This is a genomic window from Pseudomonas sp. AP19 (assembly GCF_001728855.1).
In the GTDB taxonomy this organism is placed as follows: Bacteria; Pseudomonadota; Gammaproteobacteria; order Pseudomonadales; family Pseudomonadaceae; genus Aquipseudomonas; species Aquipseudomonas fluorescens.
The window spans coordinates 36,310-51,064 of the sequence record NZ_LXJP01000009.1 but is presented as its reverse complement, the minus strand read 5'-3'; the positions used below and the strand labels follow the sequence as shown (position 1 = coordinate 51,064).

14 protein-coding genes are annotated in these 14,755 nt (G+C 62.0%); 5 read left to right on the top strand and 9 right to left on the bottom strand.

Features of this window, described 5'->3' with window-relative positions; genetic code table 11:
• Positions 1 to 2 precede the first annotated feature (2 nt).
• The 3 genes from A7D21_RS35765 to A7D21_RS09305 form a co-directional block, all read right to left on the bottom strand.
• Positions 3 to 164, bottom strand: a complete 162-nt coding sequence (locus A7D21_RS35765; RefSeq protein ID WP_169875393.1) for a hypothetical protein — start codon at positions 162 to 164, stop codon at positions 3 to 5.
• Positions 165 to 175: 11 nt separating this feature from the next.
• Entirely contained in the window at positions 176 to 388 is a 213-nt protein-coding gene (locus tag A7D21_RS09310; RefSeq protein ID WP_053256150.1) for a hypothetical protein, read from the bottom strand.
• Between the two features lie 86 nt (positions 389 to 474).
• Positions 475 to 1,020 carry a hypothetical protein gene (locus A7D21_RS09305; RefSeq protein ID WP_053256524.1) on the bottom strand — a complete coding sequence of 182 codons (546 nt, stop codon included), beginning with the start codon at positions 1,018 to 1,020 and terminating at the stop codon, positions 475 to 477.
• 417 nt (positions 1,021 to 1,437) lie between these two features.
• On the opposite strand from A7D21_RS09305, the gene A7D21_RS09300 reads away from it, so the two are divergent.
• The 3 genes from A7D21_RS09300 to A7D21_RS09290 all read left to right on the top strand — a co-directional run bounded on the left by A7D21_RS09300 (position 1,438) and on the right by A7D21_RS09290 (position 4,337).
• Positions 1,438 to 2,847: a circularly permuted type 2 ATP-grasp protein gene (locus A7D21_RS09300; RefSeq protein WP_053256151.1), complete on the top strand. Its 1,410-nt coding sequence runs from the start codon at positions 1,438 to 1,440 to the stop codon at positions 2,845 to 2,847.
• A 2-nt stretch (positions 2,848 to 2,849) separates the two neighbouring features.
• Positions 2,850 to 3,800, top strand: a complete 951-nt coding sequence (locus A7D21_RS09295; protein ID WP_053256152.1) for an alpha-E domain-containing protein — start codon at positions 2,850 to 2,852, stop codon at positions 3,798 to 3,800.
• Positions 3,801 to 3,908: 108 nt separating this feature from the next.
• Positions 3,909 to 4,337: a nuclear transport factor 2 family protein gene (locus A7D21_RS09290; RefSeq protein ID WP_053256153.1), complete on the top strand. Its 429-nt coding sequence runs from the start codon at positions 3,909 to 3,911 to the stop codon at positions 4,335 to 4,337.
• A 118-nt stretch (positions 4,338 to 4,455) separates the two neighbouring features.
• Here A7D21_RS09290 and msrA read toward each other — a convergent pair whose 3' ends face one another.
• The 3 genes from msrA to msrB all read right to left on the bottom strand — a co-directional run bounded on the left by msrA (position 4,456) and on the right by msrB (position 7,530).
• The gene (gene msrA / locus A7D21_RS09285; protein ID WP_069551563.1) at positions 4,456 to 5,151 is read right to left on the bottom strand and encodes a peptide-methionine (S)-S-oxide reductase MsrA; all 696 of its coding nucleotides are present in this window, start codon (positions 5,149 to 5,151) and stop codon (positions 4,456 to 4,458) included.
• An 82-nt stretch (positions 5,152 to 5,233) separates the two neighbouring features.
• A complete protein-coding gene (locus A7D21_RS09280) occupies positions 5,234 to 6,994 on the bottom strand; it encodes a cytochrome c biogenesis protein DipZ (RefSeq protein WP_069551562.1) in 1,761 nt (586 codons plus the stop codon).
• A gap of 35 nt (positions 6,995 to 7,029) precedes the next feature.
• Positions 7,030 to 7,530, bottom strand: coding sequence for a peptide-methionine (R)-S-oxide reductase MsrB (msrB, locus tag A7D21_RS09275; RefSeq protein WP_053256156.1), 501 nt, complete (start codon positions 7,528 to 7,530; stop codon positions 7,030 to 7,032).
• A gap of 140 nt (positions 7,531 to 7,670) precedes the next feature.
• Here msrB and A7D21_RS09270 point away from each other — a divergent pair, with 140 nt between their 5' ends.
• Together A7D21_RS09270 and A7D21_RS09265 are read left to right on the top strand one after the other, a co-directional pair.
• The gene (locus A7D21_RS09270) at positions 7,671 to 8,381 is read left to right on the top strand and encodes a response regulator transcription factor (RefSeq protein WP_053256157.1); all 711 of its coding nucleotides are present in this window, start codon (positions 7,671 to 7,673) and stop codon (positions 8,379 to 8,381) included.
• Positions 8,378 to 9,844 carry a HAMP domain-containing sensor histidine kinase gene (locus A7D21_RS09265; protein WP_069551561.1) on the top strand — a complete coding sequence of 489 codons (1,467 nt, stop codon included), beginning with the start codon at positions 8,378 to 8,380 and terminating at the stop codon, positions 9,842 to 9,844. The genes A7D21_RS09270 and A7D21_RS09265 overlap by 4 nt, the downstream gene beginning before the upstream one ends.
• On the opposite strand, the gene A7D21_RS09260 is transcribed toward A7D21_RS09265, so the two are convergent.
• The 3 genes from A7D21_RS09260 to A7D21_RS09250 all read right to left on the bottom strand — a co-directional run bounded on the left by A7D21_RS09260 (position 9,807) and on the right by A7D21_RS09250 (position 14,725).
• Positions 9,807 to 10,739 carry an alpha/beta hydrolase gene (locus A7D21_RS09260; RefSeq protein ID WP_069551560.1) on the bottom strand — a complete coding sequence of 311 codons (933 nt, stop codon included), beginning with the start codon at positions 10,737 to 10,739 and terminating at the stop codon, positions 9,807 to 9,809. The genes A7D21_RS09265 and A7D21_RS09260 overlap by 38 nt on opposite strands.
• Positions 10,740 to 10,829: 90 nt before the next feature.
• Entirely contained in the window at positions 10,830 to 13,085 is a 2,256-nt protein-coding gene (locus A7D21_RS09255) for an ATP-dependent DNA helicase (protein ID WP_053256160.1), read from the bottom strand.
• On the bottom strand, positions 13,082 to 14,725 hold the full coding sequence (locus A7D21_RS09250) for a VRR-NUC domain-containing protein (RefSeq protein ID WP_069551559.1): 1,644 nt from the start codon (positions 14,723 to 14,725) through the stop codon (positions 13,082 to 13,084). The genes A7D21_RS09255 and A7D21_RS09250 overlap by 4 nt, the downstream gene beginning before the upstream one ends.
• Between the last annotated feature and the right edge of the window lie 30 nt (positions 14,726 to 14,755).

Sequence of the window (14,755 nt, the reverse complement as noted above, 5' to 3'; positions counted from 1 at the left end):
GCTCAGCCAAGATGTTCGGTTTCGGTGTTGCCCACATCCGCCGCATCGTCCAGGTCATTGAGCGGCACTTCTGCATCATCCATCAATGAACCCGGGTCTTCGTTGCCCGGGTCATTGAGTTCTTCATCGTCAAGGTCTTCATCGTCGTCCAGTACGTGTGACATGACTGTCTCCTCTAACCGCCTTGGGTGTCGATATCAGCGTCGGTTTCAGGCTTGGGCTCGCGCTCGGGCTTGAAGTCTGGACTGTAGTCGTTTTCCTTGGCCTTGGGGTCGCTGGCAGGCTTCGGATCTTTCGGCGCGTCAGCCGCCGTGCCGGGTGCGGGCTCACCGCCGTCGATTGCCGGATCGTTACGGTTGCTGACTTGGGGATCGTTGCTTGTGCTCATAGGTCACCTCTCTTGAAAAACACCGCCTGTATAAAGGTAAGGTCTCGCGCAGGACGCTGAAGTTCCGCCGATTTAACCGGCGATGCTCAAGAGATCGGGTTATCGACCTGGATGTAAAACGCATACGCGCCGAGCAATACCCAAAACACCATAAACAGCCACGGCGCGCGCATGGAGAACAGCAGCGACTTGCGATAGCCCTTGTGGGACGACTCGGTCTCACAGAACAGCGGTGAATCGTCATAGGCCATGCCCATCACCGGCTCGCTGCGCAGCAGTTCACTCTGCTTGTAGTGCCAGTGGTCAATGATTTCATACGCCGCGCGAATGCCCGGCCAGGCATTCAGCGAGCTGAGCACACCGAGCATGACCAGGAACACCGGGACCACCAGGGTAAACAGCTTGCCCCACTCCGGGTTCAAGTTGCCCATGCCGGAGACGAAGGCGATGACCAGGAACGACTGTGCGCTGAGATAGGCGTCGGTGCGGTTGGCCAGAATGGTGGTTTCGTACTGAATTTCGCGGCGGTAGAAGTCAAGACGGTCCTTGGGTGAACCGAAAATCTTGGCGTTGTGTTCACTGTGTTCGTCCAGCGACGCTTCTGGCGTGTTTGGAGAGATGATTCTGGGCACGACGATGCTCCACAAGGTGACAAGCCTTGTTAGAAGAATCGGGGCTGAGTGAAGTTCAAGTTTGTTCATGCACCATTGTGAAACACGCGCCGCACTGTTGTGGTCATCGCATGAGGCGGGCGGGTGCTGGCGCGCGCAGCCCTCGGGCTTTTTTCGGCCCATTGCTCAGCCGGGCGTGCGTTGACTCGCTCGCCAGCGGGTCATTGGTCTGTTAATGACGGGTTTCGGCACAGGCATTGCTTAAACCATTCATCTGCCCGGATACAGGAGCATTCGTTACCCCCCGACCCAGAGCCGACCCCATAAGAAAGTAAGGACCAGGCTTGTTGGCACCCTCAGCCACAGGCTCATAAAACTATGCGTTTTTCAAAGCGGCAGTGCCACCCGCGCAACCCTCGGCACTGACAAGGTACTGGAATGGCTCGATCTTTCTTTGATGAAATGAATGACGCACAAGGCGCTTGCCGTGCGCACTATCAGGAATTCTCCCGCTGGCTGGCCAACACGCCGCCGGAACTGCTGGCCCAGCGCCGCCGCGAAGCGGATTTGCTGTTCCACCGGGCCGGAATCACCTTCACCCTCTACGGCGACGAGCAAGACACCGAGCGCCTGATCCCGTTCGACATCATCCCCCGCAGCATTCCTGCCAGCGAATGGAGCGTGATCGAACGCGGCTGTATCCAGCGGGTCAATGCGCTGAACATGTTCCTCGCCGACATCTACCACGACCAGCGCATCATCAAGGCCGGGATCATTCCGGCGGATCAGGTGCTGGGCAACGAGGGTTATCAGCAGGCGATGGTGGGCCTGGACCTGCACCGCGACATTTATTCGCATATCTCCGGGGTGGACCTGGTACGCGATGGCGACGGCACCTATTACGTCCTCGAAGACAACCTGCGCACCCCCAGCGGCGTGAGCTACATGCTCGAAGACCGCAAGATGATGATGCGCCTGTTCCCCGAAGTGTTCGCCAAACAGCGTATCGCGCCGGTGGACCACTACCCCAACCTGCTGCTCAAAACCCTGAAAAGCGCCAGCCGCCTGGACAACCCCAACGTGGTGGTGCTGACCCCGGGGCGCTTCAACAGCGCGTTCTTCGAGCACGCGTTCCTCGCCCGGGAAATGGGCGTGGAGCTGGTGGAAGGTGCCGACCTGTTCGTACACGACCTCAAGGTGTTCATGCGCACCACCGACGGCCCCAAGGCGGTGGACGTGATCTACCGCCGCATCGATGACGCGTTCCTTGATCCGCAGGCCTTCAACCCCGATTCCATGCTTGGCGTACCGGGCCTGGTGGCGGCGTACTGCGCCGGCAATGTGGTGCTGGCCAATGCAATTGGCACCGGCGTGGCCGATGACAAGTCGATCTACCCCTATGTGCCGGAAATGATCCGTTTCTATCTGGATGAAGAACCCATCCTGCAAAACGTGCCGACCTTCCAGTGCCGCAAACCCGATGAGCTGTCCCATGTGCTGGCCCATTTGCCCGAACTGGTGGTCAAGGAAACCCAGGGCTCCGGCGGCTACGGCATGCTGGTCGGCCCGGCCTCCAGCGCCGCCGAAATCGAAGACTTCCGCCAACGCATCAAGGCGCGCCCTCACGCGTACATCGCTCAACCGACGCTGAGCCTGTCCACCTGCCCCACCTTTGTCGAAAACGGCATCGCGCCACGGCATATCGACCTGCGCCCGTTTGTGCTCTCGGGCAAAGAGACCCGCCTGGTGCCCGGCGGCCTGACCCGCGTGGCGTTGAAGGAAGGCTCGTTGATCGTCAACTCGTCGCAAGGCGGCGGAACCAAGGACACCTGGGTGGTGGAGGGCTGAGTATGTTGAGTAGAACCGCCGCAGATCTGTACTGGATGTCCCGTTACCTGGAGCGCGCAGAAAACCTGGCGCGCATGCTCGAAGTCAGTTATTCGCTGTCATTGATGCCCCAGGCCGGGCGCAGTGATGGGCTGGATGAACTGGCCATGTCGTTGCTCAGCAGCGGCACCCTGGACAGTTACCTTGAGCGTCACAAACAACTGGACGCGATGCGCATGCTGCACTTCTTCGCCCTCGACGAAGAAAACCCCGCCAGCATCTATAACTGCCTGCGCGCCGCGCGGGGCAATGCCCACGCGGTACGCGGGCGGATCACCGCCGACATGTGGGAAAACCTCAACGCCACCTGGCTGGAAATGCGCAGCATCGCCGCCGGTGGCCTGGCCCGGCATGGCATCAGCCACTTCTGTGACTGGGTCAAGCAGCGTTCGCACCTGTTCCGCGGGGCAACCTCGGGCACCATCATGCGCAACGACGCTTACCGGTTTATTCGCCTGGGCACGTTTGTCGAGCGCGCGGACAACACCCTGCGCCTGCTGGATGCGCGCTACGAAATGTTTGGTGAGGAGTCGGAAGAGGTCAGCGACCTGTCGGCACGCGGGTATTACCAGTGGAGCGCCCTGCTGCGGGCCTTGTCGTCATTCGAGGCGTATACCGAACTGTACCCCAACGCGTTGAACGCGCGCTCAGTGTCCGAATTGCTGCTGTTGCGCAGCGACGTACCGCGTTCGTTGCACGCCTGTATCGAGGAGTTGAGCCACATCCTGGCGGACTTGCCCGGCAGTTATGGGCGTACGGCGCAGCGCCTGGCGGCCGAGTTTGAGGCGCGCCTGCGCTATACCGGGATCGATGAGATTCTGGAGGACGGCCTGCACAGTCGGCTCACCGACTTCATCGACACCGTACGCGAGCTGGCCCGGGCAATTCATAGCTCCTACCTGGAAGTGGTGTGAGTTCATTGCAGTCACTTAACTGTCAATTCGGGTGATTGACCCTGCTTTGTTACCGCTCTTATGTTGGCGAGGTGAACGACCTTTCCACCATAAGAACAGGTACACAGCATGTCCGAACTGAAACTGCACCCCGCCGCCGCCCATAGCCTGCAACGCTGGCATGCCATGCTGACGGCTCACGACCTCAAGCCGCTTCCTGAATTGCTCGCGCCCGACGCCGTCTTTCGGTCGCCCATGGCCCACACGCCCTACCCTGGCGCGCCTGTGGTGTCGATGATCCTCAACACGGTGTTCAAGGTGTTTGAAGACTTTGCCTATCACCGCGAACTGGCCACCGGTGACGGCTTGAGTGTGGTGCTGGAGTTCAGTGCGCGGGTCGGTGACAAACAGTTAAAGGGCATTGATTTGATCCGCTTTAACGAGCAAGGGCAGATTGTTGAGTTTGAAGTGATGGTGCGGCCAATGAGTGGCTTGCAGGCGTTGGGTGAAGAAATGGCGCGGCGGTTGGCGCCTTACCTGGCAAAAGCCAAATCCTGAACCGAAGTGGCGACGAAGGTCGAAGCGGGCGTGCTCGCGAAGGCGGTGTGTCCGGCACAGTATGAGTAACGGACCCACCGCGTTCGCGAGCAAGCGCACACCTTTTGGTTTGCGCTGACTATTGGTTTTTGACCAGCACCGGTTCTGCTCTGTATTGGTCCGGGAACAGTTTTTTCAGCTGCGCCACTTTCGGCAAATCATTGATCACGATGTACGGGTAGGAAGGGTTCTCGGTGAGGAAGTCCTGGTGATAGGACTCCGCCGGGTAAAACGCCTTGCCCATCTCGACCTTGGTCACGATCGGCCTGGTGAAGGCGTTGGCCGCGTCCAGCTGGGCGATATAGGCCTGGGCGACTTTTTGCTGCTCGGCATTCTGCGCAAAGATTTCCGAGCGGTATTGGCTGCCGCTGTCGGGGCCCTGGCGGTTCAGTTCCGTGGGGTTGTGGGCCACGGAAAAGTAGATTTGCAGCAACTTGCCGTAGCTGACCTGGCCTGGGTCGTAGGTCACCGACACCGACTCGGCGTGGCCGGTATCGCCTCCACTGACCGCCTCGTACTGGGCTGTGTCAGCCGCGCCGCCGTCGTAGCCGGACACAGCGTTTTTCACGCCTTGCACATGCTGGAACACCCCTTGTACGCCCCAGAAGCAGCCGCCGGCGAATACCGCCGTTTGCAGGTTGCCGGGCGCGGCAGGAAGGTCGAGGGCAGGTGGTGCGATCATTACCGCGTCTTCGGAGGCGCCAAAAGAGAATGCCGAGCTTTGGCCGACGAAAGCAGCGAAAGCGAGTGCGGGTAAACATTTGAGCAGTTTCATACCACTGACTCCAGTACTCGGTTGAAGGTGGCAGCAGGCAAGCCAGCGCCCACATTGACCGGGTTAACAGTTAATGAAGCGGTTAACCGAAGGTGAAGGCATAGGCCGCCACATGCGGGTCGAGAAATTCGATGCTGAAGGTGCGGTCCTGCACGGCGCCGCGCTGCCGCACCAACTGGTACAGGCGTTGTTCGGTCACCGTGCCGCGGCCATCCGGCGCCACATCCGTGCCGTGGGCATCGCCCGGGGCCTGGCCATCAATCGTCACCTTGAACCGCACCGGTTTGCCGTCAGCCGCCGGGCCCAGCACCAGGTGCAGGTCGCGGGCATGGAAGCGGTACACGATGCGCCCGCCGGCCTGGTCCAGGGTGGCTTGCTGGCCGCCGACGTTCCAGTGACCTTCCAGGGTCCAGTTGTTCAGGCCCAGCGGGCGGGCGGCCGGGTAATTCACCACGGTGTCGGTGGCCTGGGTGCCGGTGGTCACGAAGTGTTCGGCGCGCTGGAAGCCCAGGTAGGTTTCCGGCGACTGCACTTCATGCATGTCCGGCGCCTGCTCAACGCCCTTCGCATCCGCCTCGATCAACCCACCGGCGACATCTTTGGCCCCGGCTTCACGCAGCAATTGCTGGATCACTCGCTCCGACTCGGCGTAATCACCCTCGCCAAAGTGGTGGTAGCGAATCTGGCCCTTGGCATCGGCGAAGTAATGCGCCGGCCAGTACTGGTTGTTGAACGCGCGCCAGATCTTGTAGTTGTTGTCGATCGCCACCGGGTACGTGATGCCCAGGTCCTTCATGGCCTGGCTGACGTTGTTCACGTCGCGCTCAAAGGCAAATTCCGGGGCGTGTACGCCAATCACCACCAGGCCCTGGTCGTGGTACTTCTCGGCCCAGGCTTTCACGTAGGGCAAGCTGCGCAGGCAGTTGATGCAGGAGTAGGTCCAGAAATCCACCAGCACCACTTTACCTTTCAGCGCTTCGGCACTCAGTGGCGGGCTGTTCAGCCATTGCACTGCGCCATCCAGTGGCGGCAACGTGCCTTCGATCGGCAGCGCGTCGCTGTGGTTGGCAGCCATCATCATCGCGCCACCGGCCAGCATCGCGCCGCCCTGCTGCGCGGGTTTGGCACTCAGCGTGTCCACCAGGCTTTGTTCCAGGCCGCCCGTGGAGGCAGTCGACAAGCGCGACAGCACACCGGTGTCCAGGCCCAGGGCGATGGCGGCCACGCCGGCGAGCATCAGCGCACCGAGGCCACGGCGCAACCATTCACCGGCACCGAGCGAGCGCTTCATAACGCCAAAGACTTTACCGCCGACCAGCAACGCCAACGCCAGGGACGTAGCGGCACCGGCGGCATAAGCCAGCAACAGCAACGTGGTGCCGATGCTCGCGCCCTGCAGCGCCGCGCCGGTGAGCACCAGCCCCAGGATTGGCCCCGCGCACGGTGCCCACAGCAAACCGGTGGCCACGCCGATCAGGAACGAAGCGCCCGCACGCGGCTTGGCGTCCGTTCCAGCGGCTTGCGACAGGCGACTGCCGGCGGCCACTAAGGGACGCGTCAAGCGTTCCGACAGGTGCGGCAGCAACAGCGTGAGTCCGAACAGGGCAACGCACAGCAACGCGAGCCAGCGCCCGTACTGATTGACTTGCACCACCCAACCGCCGCCCACCGCGGCCAGTGAGGCCACCAGGGCGAACGTCACCGCCATCCCCGCTAACAGCGGCAAGCCACTGCGCATAAACGGCTGCCCGGTGCGAGCGAAGACAAAAGGCAGAACAGGCAGGATGCACGGGCTTACAATTGTCAGCACGCCGGCCAGATACGCGAGAACCAGAAGCCACATGGAATCTTCCCTTATCAATATGCAGAGACATCGGCTTAAGCCGCCGTGAACGTCATGGCCACGCCATTCATGCAATAGCGCAGGCCAGTGGGTGCCGGGCCGTCATCGAACACGTGCCCTTGGTGGCCGCCACACCGGCGGCAGTGAATTTCCTTGCGTACCACGCCATAGGACGTGTCGACATGGCTGGCGACAGCGTGGTCCAGCGGCTGCCAGAAACTCGGCCAACCGGTGTGGCTGTCGAACTTGGTGCTGGAGGCGAACAACGGCAACGCACAACCGGCGCAGGCAAAGGTGCCTGTACGGTGTTCATCATTAAGGGCGCTGCTGTAGGGGCGCTCGGTGCCCTCCTCGCGCAGCACGGCGAACTGCTCGGCACTCAGCAGGCTGCGCCATTCGGCCTCGGTATGGTTGACTTCGAACGTCTCGGCGGCTTGCACCTCGGTGACCATACTCAGCTGTTTCAGCACACCACCGGCCAGGACGGCAACACCCAGGCCACCACCGGCAAGCAGTATTTGTCGACGCGTGTACATGGCGTTCTCCTCATTAAGCACTGAGGCCATCTTGAACCCTTGCCGGTCGCGGAATCCTCACGCAGAGTTAAACAATTCGTGATAACTACACGGGTGCGAAACCCGCACAATGCGCGAACTACAAGCGAAGGTTTCTTTCCATGGATCAGCCCAAACGAGTCCTCGTCGTCGAGGACGATGCCCATATTGCTGACTTGATCTGCCTGCACCTGCGCGACGAGCAATTTGAGGTGGTGCACAGCGCCGACGGCACCGAAGGCCTGCGCCTGCTGGAGCAAGGCGGCTGGGATGCGCTGATCCTCGACCTGATGCTGCCGGGTGTGGACGGCCTGGAAATCTGTCGCCGGGCCCGCGCCATGGCGCGCTACACACCGATCATCATCACCAGCGCGCGCTCCAGCGAGTTGCACCGCATCCTTGGCCTGGAGCTGGGCGCGGACGACTACCTGGCAAAGCCGTTTTCCATGCCGGAGCTGGTCGCGCGGGTCAAGGCGCTGCTGCGCCGGGTTGACGCCATGGCGCGTAACCTGAAGATGGACGCCGGCAGCCTTGAACTCGGCCCGCTCTTCATCAACCCGCTGACCCGCGATGCGACCTTGCAAGGCCAGCGCCTGGACCTTACGCCGCGCGAATTCGACCTGCTGTATTTCTTCGCACGCCAGCCGGGCAAAGTCTTCTCACGCATGGACCTGCTCAACGCGGTATGGGGCTACAGCCACGAAGGCTACGAACACACGGTGAACACCCATATCAACCGCCTGCGCGCCAAGGTCGAGGCCGACCCGGCCAACCCGTCACTCATCCTTACGGTATGGGGCCGGGGCTACAAGTTTGCCGAGAGCGGCCCATGAAACTGACCCTGACTCAACGCCTGTCAGTCGTGTTTGCGCTGTTGCTGGTGGTTTGCAGCGGCACTTCGGCCTGGTTGCAGGTCCGTTCCAACCGCATGCACGAACTGGAAGTGGTGCAAGGCTTGTCCCGCGACCTCGCGGCGCACATCGCCCGTGATACGCAGCTGATGGACGCCGACGGCCTCAAACCCGACGCGGTGCGCACGCTGTTCAGCCAATTGATGCTGGTCAACCCGAGTGTCGAGGTGTACTTGCTCGATATCGACGGCCGCGTCGTCGGTAATGCCGCACCCAGCGGGCATTTACTGCGTGACCACGTCGACCTCACGCCGGTTCGACGCTTTCTCAGCGGCGCCATGCTGCCGATTCTCGGCGATGACCCGCGCAGCGTTGACGGGCGCAAGGTGTTCAGCGCCGCGCCGCTCAAGGCCAACGGCCAACAAACCGGTTTCCTGTACGTCGTGCTGCTGGGCGAAGCCCACGATGTGTACGACGCAAAGGACGCCACCGGCATGGCGCTGAAGATCGCCCTCTGGTCCATCGGCCTGGTGGCGCTGCTGTGCTTGATGGCCGGCCTGATCGCGTTTGCCTGGATCACCCGGCCCTTGCGCCAACTGACCGACAAGGTTGGCCGGTTCGACATCAACGGCGCGCCGAAACCTGTGCAGCCGCCACCTCGCGAGCTCGATAGCAGCGATGAAATCGCGGTGCTCGACCACGCCTTCGTGCAAATGGAAAACCGCCTGGGCGAGCAATGGCGCGCCATCACCCACCAGGACCAGGAACGCCGGGAAATGGTCGCGAATATTTCCCACGACCTGCGCACGCCCTTGGCCTCGCTGCATGGCTACCTGGAAACGCTGTCCCTCAAGGACGCCAGCCTCAGCCCAGAGGAGCGCCGCCGTTACCTCGGCATCGCCCTCGACCAAAGCCGCAAGGTCGGCGGCCTGGCCCAGTCGCTGCTGGAACTGGTGCGCCTGGAACATGGGTTTGTCCAGCCGGTGATCGAAGGTTTTTCGCTGCCGGACCTGGTGCAAGACATCTTCCAGAAATTCGAACTGACCGCCGAGGCCCGGTCCATCACGCTCACCGCCAGCTTGCCGCCACAGGTGCCAACGGTGTTGGCCGACCTGGGCTTGATCGAGCGGGTGCTGACCAACCTGCTCGACAACGCCCTGCGGCACACGCCGGTGAATGGCGAGGTCGAGGTGATCTTGTCACCCGAAGCGGATGGCATGGGCGTCACCGTCAGCGACAGCGGCCCGGGCATCGCCCCTGAGTTGCGTGAAGGCTTGTTCCTGCGGGCCTTCACCATCGGCGGCGCGCGCCGCGATGGCGGCCTGGGCCTGCGCATCGTGCACCGCATCCTGCAACTGCACGGGCGCAGCATCCGCTTGGTGGACCGCCCTGGGCATGGCGCGACCTTTACGTTCTGCCTAGAAACCCGAGCATCAGCGCGTTGACCCGCTGCGCCTGCTCGTTCTGGATCCAGTGACCGCAGTTGGCCAACACCTGCTGCTCAAGGTCGGGCACTGAGTCGGGCATGCGCTTGAGGGTGTGGGCTTCGAACACCCCGACCGGGTCACGGTCGCCAATCAGGAACAAGGTCGGTTGCAGCACCTGCCGGCCCGCCAGGAACTCGGTGCGCTGCCAGTTGCGTTCGAAGTTGCGGTACCAGTTCAGCGGGCCGCGAAAGCCGTGTTCGGTGAACGCCTGCAGGTAGATGGCCAAATCCTCCGGGGAACACCAGTGCGGCAATGTACTGGGGGTTGAGACGCCTGCGAACAGGCGGGCCTTCACCGATTTCTGCTGCAGGAACATGTCCTCATCCTGCATGAACAGCCGCAGCGTGCGTTCGATGTCGGCGTTCAGTTCCTGTTCGGCTACGCCGGGTTCCTGGAAATACAGGATGTAATTGAACCGATCGGCATACAGCTCGCGCATGATCTCAAGCACCGGGCGGCGGGCGCGCCCGGCAAAAGGCACCGACAGTGTGATCAGCCGTGTAATGCGCGTTGGCTCCAGCAACGCCAGGTGCCAGGCGAGCACCGCGCCCCAGTCGTGCCCAACCATGGCCACCTCACGGTGACCGAAATACTCCATGGCCTGCTGGATGTCGGCGCACAGGGTCAGCAATGCGTAGTCGGCAATGTCCGCGGGCGAACTCGAAGCGCCGTAGCCGCGCAGTTCAGGAGTAAATACGCGGTACCCGGCGGCGGTCAACGCAGGAATCTGCTCGCGCCAGGAGTGCCAACATTCAGGAAACCCGTGCAGCAGCCAGATTGGCCGGCCGTTTTCCGCGCCGTCGATGTGCACGCACAGCTGAATACCGTTGACGGAGAGTGTTTGCTGGCGCATGGGCGTAACCTTTCTGCGTGTTTTGATCAGCCTGCAGAATCGGCGGCGGGCATGCCAGTATCATTGATGACGGGAATAAGCCGAACGTACTTAATCGACGGCCCACCAGCGCGGCAACAACTGCCGCACCCGCGCCTCGCCAAAACGGTCATCAATCAACATCACCACGCCCCGGTCGTGTTGGCTGCGGATCACTCGACCCGCCGCCTGCACCACTTTCTGGATACCGGGATACAGATAGGTGTAGTCGTAGCCCGCGCCGAAAATCGCGCCCATGCGCGCTTTCATTTGCTCGTTGATCGGGTTCAGTTGCGGCAAGCCCAAGGTGGCAACAAACGCCCCGATCAAGCGCGCGCCGGGCAAATCAATACCCTCGCCAAACGCGCCGCCCAACACCGCAAAGCCGACGCCCTGGCTGTGCTGGGTGAATTGCTCAAGAAATGCCTGCCGCTCGGCCTCGGCCATGCCGCGTGATTGCAACCACAGCGCGACCTGCGGGTGCCGTTCGGCCATCAGTTGCGCCACTTGCTGCAAGTAATCGAAACTGCTGAAAAACGCCAGGTAGTTGCCCGGTTGCGCCGCGAACTGCCGGGCAATCAACTCGACGATGGGTTCCAGTGACGCTTGGCGGTGCACAAACCGCGTAGAGATCTCATCGACGATGCGCACCTGCAATTGCTCGGCCTTGAACGGCGATTCCACATCAATCCAGGCGGTATCCGCCGGCAACCCCAACAAGTCGGCGTAATAGTGACGCGGGCTGAGCGTCGCGGAAAACAACACGCTGCTGCGCGCCGCCGTCAGCCTGGGACGGATGAATTCGGCGGGCACCACGTTTCGCAGGCACAACGTTGACGCACTGCGCTTGCCGCCGAACTGACGCTTGCTGATATCGAAAATGAACTGCTCATTGAACAGCTCGGCCACTTTGGCAAATTGCAGCGCCTCGAAATAGAACGCTTGCAGGTCGCCGGCGAGGGCTTCGGGGTGCTCGTTGAAGTGGTCGCCCATGGCGCTGGTGCACAGGCTCAGGGCCTGGAGCAGTTTGTCCGGCTTGGTGGCATAGGCCTGGTACGGCGCGAGCTGCTCCTTGTGCAAGGCGTTCCATTCGCGGTTCAGGCGCTGCAAGGGTTTCTTCAACGGCTCGGGGGCAGCGTCGCGCAGGGTGTGGAGGCTGTATTGGTCGAGGCTGGCGCTGTACATCGCGCGGGCGCGCTCCACCAAGTTGTGGGCTTCGTCCACCAGCACTGCGGCGCGCCATTGGTTCAACTGGGCGAGGCCGAACAGCATGGCGCCAAAGTCGAAATAATAGTTGTAGTCGGCGACCACCAGATCAGTCCAGCGCGCCATTTCCTGGCTAAGGTAATACGGGCACACGTCATGGGCCAGGGCGACGTCGCGCAGGTTGCGCTGGTCCAGCAGCTGTACCTTCGAGGCTGCCGTGCGCGCGGCCGGCAGGCGATCGTAAAAGCCCTTGGCCAAGGGGCAGGAATCACCGTGACAGGCTTTGTCCAGGTGTTCGCACGCCTTGTCCCGCGCCACCAGTTCCAGCACCCGCAGCGCCAGCTCGGGGCTGCTGTCGAACAGCACCTGGGCCGCGTCGAGTGCCAGCTTGCGGCCCGGGGTCTTGGCAGTGAGGAAGAACACCTTGTCCAATTGCTGCGGCGCCAGGGCCTTGAGCATCGGAAAGAGCGTGCCGACGGTTTTGCCGATGCCGGTGGGCGCCTGGGCCATCAGGCAGCGGCCGGTGCTGACCGCCTTGTAGACGGACTCGGCCAGCGCGCGCTGGCCGGGACGAAACTCGGCATGCGGGAAGGCCAGGCGTTGTGCAGCGCTGTTGCGCGCGTCGCGGTGCTGCATTTCCTCGCGCGCCCAGCCCAGGAACAGCGCACATTGCTGGTTGAAGAACCGCTCCAGCTCGGCCGCGTGAAAACGCTGGTTCAGCAAGGTTTCACCCTCACCGACGATGTCGAAGTACACCAGCGCGAGGTCGATTTCATGCAGGCCGAGTTTCTGGCACATCAACCAGCCGTACACTTTGACCTGGGCCCAATGCAGTTGCCGATGGTTGGCGGGCTGGGCGTCGAGGTCGCCGCGATAGGTTTTCACCTCTTCGAGGCGGTTGCTGTCCGGGTCATAGCCGTCCGCCCTGCCCCGCACCCTGAGCTGTTGGAATTCGCCTTCCAGGGCCACTTCGTGTTGATAATGCGCACTGCGTCGCGAGGCGACCGTGCGATGGCCGACGATACCTTCCTGGGCGCTGGGCGACGGCGTGAAGCGCAGGTCGAGGTCGCCGACCTTGGCCGTGAACTCACACAGCGCCCGCACCGCAACGCTATAGCTCAAGCCGGTTCAGCCCAGCGGACATAGCAGACGGTCACCGGCATCTGGTACTCACCACAGAATTCCAGCCAGCGCAGTTGGTTGTCTTGCAGACGATCGCCGGGGCCTTTGACCTCGATCATGCGGTAGGTCTTTTGCGCCGGCCAGAACTGGATCAGATCCGGCATGCCCGTGCGGTTGGCGCGGATGTCCAGCAGCAGCCGTTCAAACCAATAGCGCAGGTGTTCGGCCGGCAAACACGCCAGTGCTTGTTCGAGCAGTTCTGCGCTGAGCAGGTTCCAGAACACGAACGGTGACTGGATACCCCACTTGTCTGCGTAGCGCTGGCGGATGGTGGCCTTATAGCGCTCGTCCTCCAGTTGCTCGAAACAGGCGGCGAACAACGCGCTGCGGCGCTGGTGAAAGTCGTCACTGTGCAGGTCCACCGGCCCACGCTGGAACGGGTGGAAGAACGCACCTGGCAACGGCGCGAAAATCGCCTCCCAGCACAACAGCCCGAACAACGAATTGATCAGGCCATTTTCGACATAATGCACCGGCCCATCGGGCTCGCTGAGATGCGCCTGAACACAATACTCCACCGACATCAGTGGCTGCGGGGCCAGTGCCAGGTCCAGACGGGTGACCTCGCGCGGCGTGGTCTTGGGCAACGCCGGTTCGCCGAGTTTGCGGCGCAGGCGTGGCAGCACGCGCAGCAGGTGTTGTTGTTCAGCGGCACTTTCCGGCGCCTGTTGCGCGGCACACGCCAGGGCCATGGCTTGCGCGTAGTGCGCCTGACGCTCCAGCACGCGAATCAGCCGTGCGCGCGCGCCAGGGTAGGCGCAATCACGGTAGATCTGCGCCGCCAGCGCCAATTCGGCGCTGCGCTCGCAATACTGGCCGACCTGGAACAACAGCTTGGCGCGACGTTTTTCCAGCCAGGGGTTGTCGGTGACAAGCGTAGCGATCCGTGGCAGCACCTCGTGCAGCGCCTCCCCCGCTTCAAAAGCCTGCTGGCATTGGTGCAGGAACAGAAAACCGACCACATCGTCACGGCTGCGCAGGCCACGCGACTCGGCGCAGAACTGGACTTTTTCGTAGGTGTAGATGCCCAGGTCGGCCAGCACGAACTCCGACCAGTCCTGATACAGATTGCCGAAGAACATCAGCCGCAGGCGATCGCACAAATCCATGATGGTCAGGCTGTAGAGCGCATCGCTCAGCTGCGGGCACCACTGGGCAAACCGGCGCTGTTCGCTGAACTGTTCCGTCAGTAACGCCAGCCAATCGGCCTTCCTGCCCTTGGGCTGCGCAATCCACGGTTTGAAGGCCGCAAGGATTTCGCCTTTTTGCAGCAGTGCAAACAGCTCTTCCACGCACAGCAGCCCTTGATCCTCAACCCAACCCTGTTCCACCAGTGCCAGCACGGCCGTGCGGGTGCAGCCAATCTCCAGATAATTGAGTTTGCTCGCCCGAAAGTGCACGCCCTTGCGCATCACCATGCGCACCAACAAGGCTTGGGACGCTTGCGGCAACCTGTCAAATTGCTGAATGAAATGCTGTTCTTCCGGATCGAGTAAATCGGCATAGCGTTGCCCCAGCCAATGCAGGACTTGGCGGAAGTTATGCAGGTAATACAAGGGATCGTCGAGGGGATTGGCCATGTCGCGCGCTGATCAAATACTGGTTATGCA

What these genes read in the sequence shown, in the direction of transcription:
- A7D21_RS09270 (WP_053256157.1), top strand. Translation starts at nt 7,671, where the DNA reads ATGGATCAGCCCAAACGAGTCCTCGTCGTCGAGGACGATGCCCATATT.
- A7D21_RS09250 (WP_069551559.1), bottom strand. Translation starts at nt 14,725, where the DNA reads ATGGCCAATCCCCTCGACGATCCCTTGTATTACCTGCATAACTTCCGC.
- A7D21_RS09265 (WP_069551561.1), top strand. Translation starts at nt 8,378, where the DNA reads ATGAAACTGACCCTGACTCAACGCCTGTCAGTCGTGTTTGCGCTGTTG.
- A7D21_RS35765 (WP_169875393.1), bottom strand. Translation starts at nt 164, where the DNA reads ATGTCACACGTACTGGACGACGATGAAGACCTTGACGATGAAGAACTC.
- A7D21_RS09310 (WP_053256150.1), bottom strand. Translation starts at nt 388, where the DNA reads ATGAGCACAAGCAACGATCCCCAAGTCAGCAACCGTAACGATCCGGCA.
- msrB (WP_053256156.1), bottom strand. Translation starts at nt 7,530, where the DNA reads ATGTACACGCGTCGACAAATACTGCTTGCCGGTGGTGGCCTGGGTGTT.
- msrA (WP_069551563.1), bottom strand. Translation starts at nt 5,151, where the DNA reads ATGAAACTGCTCAAATGTTTACCCGCACTCGCTTTCGCTGCTTTCGTC.
- A7D21_RS09295 (WP_053256152.1), top strand. Translation starts at nt 2,850, where the DNA reads ATGTTGAGTAGAACCGCCGCAGATCTGTACTGGATGTCCCGTTACCTG.
- A7D21_RS09300 (WP_053256151.1), top strand. Translation starts at nt 1,438, where the DNA reads ATGGCTCGATCTTTCTTTGATGAAATGAATGACGCACAAGGCGCTTGC.
- A7D21_RS09260 (WP_069551560.1), bottom strand. Translation starts at nt 10,739, where the DNA reads ATGCGCCAGCAAACACTCTCCGTCAACGGTATTCAGCTGTGCGTGCAC.
- A7D21_RS09290 (WP_053256153.1), top strand. Translation starts at nt 3,909, where the DNA reads ATGTCCGAACTGAAACTGCACCCCGCCGCCGCCCATAGCCTGCAACGC.
- A7D21_RS09280 (WP_069551562.1), bottom strand. Translation starts at nt 6,994, where the DNA reads ATGTGGCTTCTGGTTCTCGCGTATCTGGCCGGCGTGCTGACAATTGTA.